Below are 3,212 nucleotides of genomic sequence, written 5' to 3'. Positions count from 1 at the left end.
TAGGATGCTCCGATGGGGATTTGAACCCCAGTCGCAGGAGTGAGAGTCCTGCATGATTGGCCGTGCTACACTATCGGAGCTGATTCAATTTACAACACACTCAAACATAACTTAAGTAATATTAATTTTTCGTTTTAAAAGATATTAGGTGGAATATTAAATCCACCATGTGTTTTTTTTGGATTAGCCAAACATTCCGCCAACAGGTGTATGCACCTCTTCCTCTTCCACAATTTTCTCATAGGAATCCAGGAAATCCTGCATGGTTATCTGGTTGCCACGTCTTCTCAGGACAAACATTCCTGCTTCTTTTGCAAGTGCCATCAAATCAGCACCTGTTAATCCTTCGGTCATTTTAGCCAGTCTGGCAAAATCCACATCATCTGAAAGATTCATCTTTCTGGTCTGAATCTTCAGGATGTCCTCACGTCCTTTATCATCCGGCTTAGGAATTTCAATGAGGCGATCGAATCTACCAGGACGCAGAAGTGCAGGGTCAAGAAGATCCATTCTGTTTGTTGCAGCAATTATTTTGACATTTCCTTTTGGGTCAAAACCATCCATCTCTGCAAGAAGTTGCAACATTGTGCGGTTTACTTCTGCTGAACCGGTGGTACCGTCATGTGTGCGCATACCTCCAACGGCATCGATTTCATCAATAAAAAGTATCGATGGAGATTTGCTTCTTGCCATTTCAAATACGTCCTTAACAAGTCTTGCACCTTCCCCTATGAATTTCTGGACAAGGTCTGAACCAGACATACGTATAAAGGTTGCATTTGCCTGTGAAGCTACTGATTTTGCTATTAAAGTTTTTCCGCTTCCTGGAGGGCCATACAACAATACTCCACTGGGTGGTTCAATACCTATATTATCAAATAATTCCTGGTCGGTTAATGGTAGCTGTACTGATTCGATTACTTCCTGGAGGATGTCATTGAGTCCACCTATCATATCATAATCTATTCCAGGTGAATTTATAACTTCCATTATCTGTGCCCGTACATCTGCTGCTCTACTAATCACAGAAATAATTGAAAAAGCAGTATTGACACTAACTCGAACACCCGGTTCCAACTGATTCTTCAACTCCGATGAAATACTGGTGACAACCTCCTGATTATTACCATGCTGTCTCAAAACAACTGTATCGTCATTAATTTCCAGCACAGTTGCCACAAATAACGGTGGTTTTGAAAGCTGCTCAATTTGTTTATTGAGCTTGTTGACCTCCTCTTCATAATTACTTATTTTCATATTGGCATCAAGGAGGTTGGCTCGCAGATTTTCATTCTGCACCCTTAAGGATTTTATATCACTGATTAGTGAATCAACATCTTTATTTTCTAGGTCCTGTGTATCTGATGAATCACTCTTTTCAAGCTCATCATATTCATTATTTGAATTTACTGAGTTAATAGTCGGATTTGGTTCTGAACTTGAATTAGATGTAGTCATGGTGTTACCTGTGTTTTTTCATTTTGTATAGTATTCACAAAATAGGAGATATCACATATAGTTTTCCCATGTTTATTAATTTATGTATCAGATTTATTCAGTAAAATCTATCTATATGATATATTTATATGGTTGAATGATGTATTAACAGCTTTAAAAGCTTTTATTTATCAAAGTAAGGATTTTAAAGTTCTAATTTATTAGCTAAGGTATTAATTACATCTTATAATCTAATAAATCATTTTATCTCGATTTATATGTTGACAAAAGACAATATATTAATATCTGTATACACAAAACAGTTATTAAATGAAAAATAAATATAAGTTTAAAACCAATTTTCGAAACAATGAGGGCTTATGCTTCCTTCATTATTGTATAATACAATTTAACACATTTTTTGAACAAAAAACTTATATATTAATAATGACATCTGGTCAAATGTTGACAAAACAATAATAAACGGATTGTATATACAATCTTGAAATTGTTCACAATAAAACTAAACCATTAATCTGAGGGGATGAATGGTTTGCGAATCCACCACCAGGTGGATATTATTCGAGGCAAAAAGGATGAAGGTCCGGCTTGAAATCATAGATGATGACGGAAGTGAAAAAGTAAATGTAGAATTCGCTGGAGAAAACTGGAAGGAATACCTGACCAAATTCATTTACACCATTGATATACATTCTTCATCAACCGAATCTTCATCCAATCAAATGCCTAATCAAAATCAGACTATTTCTCAACAATATTATCAACAAGTACCACAGCAATACCAGAATTACCCGATGAATCAGCAGGTTCATCCGCAATACCAGCAACCTGTAAATCAATCACCAATCACACAACAGCCTGTGAATCAGCAAATACAACAACCTGTACAGCAACAACCACCTAATATATATAATCAGGCAACTCAGCCACCCCAATACCAGCAACCTGTGAACCAACAACCACAGAACTTTGCACCTGTTAATAACCAGGTTCAATACAATTCACAGATGGTTAACAGTCCACAAAATGTACAAAATGTGAATAAAGAACCAAAAACTCCATCATTAAGAGAAAAACTCAATGATGCCACACTTACAATTAACGAGCGTCTGGAGCTGTTTTTAAAATATGAATATCCACGTGTATGGTTTTCTTCACAGGATATACAGGAACATTATGAGCGAATCTATGGCAAGATAAAATTGAGCACAGTTTCTACATATCTTTCCAGGATGTATCGCAAAAATCTGCTTGAACGCCGTGGCAACAGAACTCAGAGGGAATACAGATACATTGGAGATATGGAAAATGATGAAGAGTTTGTTAATGAAAATGTGAATGACAATATAGGATATGTCCCACCATCAAATACATACCAGACTTCTAGATAATATTAATGCTTTAAATCAGTCAAAAATAGATGTTTAAATAAAAATTTACCTTTTCAGATTATGAATGTTGAAAAACTTCTCAAATTTGGTACAATATTAATTTTCATTGGATTTTTTATGGTATTTTTGGGTATGATTTTTGCATTTATCCAGGGTACCGGTCAAAATGATTTTGGCGGACTTATAATGATTGGTCCGGTTCCGATTGTTTTTGGCTCATCACCCGAAATCACGATTACTATGCTTGTAATCGGTCTGACGATATTAATTGTCTATTTACTTATTCTGAAAAAATAGTGAACTACCAGTTGGCTAAAGACCAAGTGGCTTCCTGTTTCATAGTTTGTTCTAACGAACACAACT

The 3,212-nt window shown here is 35.7% G+C and carries 3 protein-coding genes and 1 tRNA gene; 2 read left to right on the top strand and 2 right to left on the bottom strand.

The window, feature by feature from the left end:
• Window positions 1–5: 5 nt before the first annotated feature.
• Together ACLFMM_RS09585 and ACLFMM_RS09580 are read right to left on the bottom strand one after the other, a co-directional pair.
• A tRNA-Glu gene (locus ACLFMM_RS09585) sits at window positions 6–80 on the bottom strand.
• Window positions 81–183: 103 nt separating this feature from the next.
• Window positions 184–1,458: a proteasome-activating nucleotidase gene (locus tag ACLFMM_RS09580; protein ID WP_410808507.1), complete on the bottom strand. Its 1,275-nt coding sequence runs from the start codon at window positions 1,456–1,458 to the stop codon at window positions 184–186.
• A gap of 527 nt (window positions 1,459–1,985) precedes the next feature.
• Between ACLFMM_RS09580 and ACLFMM_RS09575 the strand changes: the two genes are divergently transcribed.
• Both ACLFMM_RS09575 and ACLFMM_RS09570 read left to right on the top strand, forming a co-directional pair.
• On the top strand, window positions 1,986–2,849 hold the full coding sequence (locus ACLFMM_RS09575) for a hypothetical protein (protein ID WP_410808506.1): 864 nt from the start codon (window positions 1,986–1,988) through the stop codon (window positions 2,847–2,849).
• Between the two features lie 60 nt (window positions 2,850–2,909).
• On the top strand, window positions 2,910–3,146 hold the full coding sequence (locus ACLFMM_RS09570; RefSeq protein ID WP_410808505.1) for a TIGR00304 family membrane protein: 237 nt from the start codon (window positions 2,910–2,912) through the stop codon (window positions 3,144–3,146).
• Window positions 3,147–3,212 lie beyond the last annotated feature (66 nt).

Source organism: Methanohalobium sp. (assembly GCF_046546175.1).
Classification (GTDB): domain Archaea; phylum Halobacteriota; class Methanosarcinia; order Methanosarcinales; family Methanosarcinaceae; genus Methanohalobium.
This window is presented reverse-complemented; position numbering and strand designations above follow the sequence as displayed.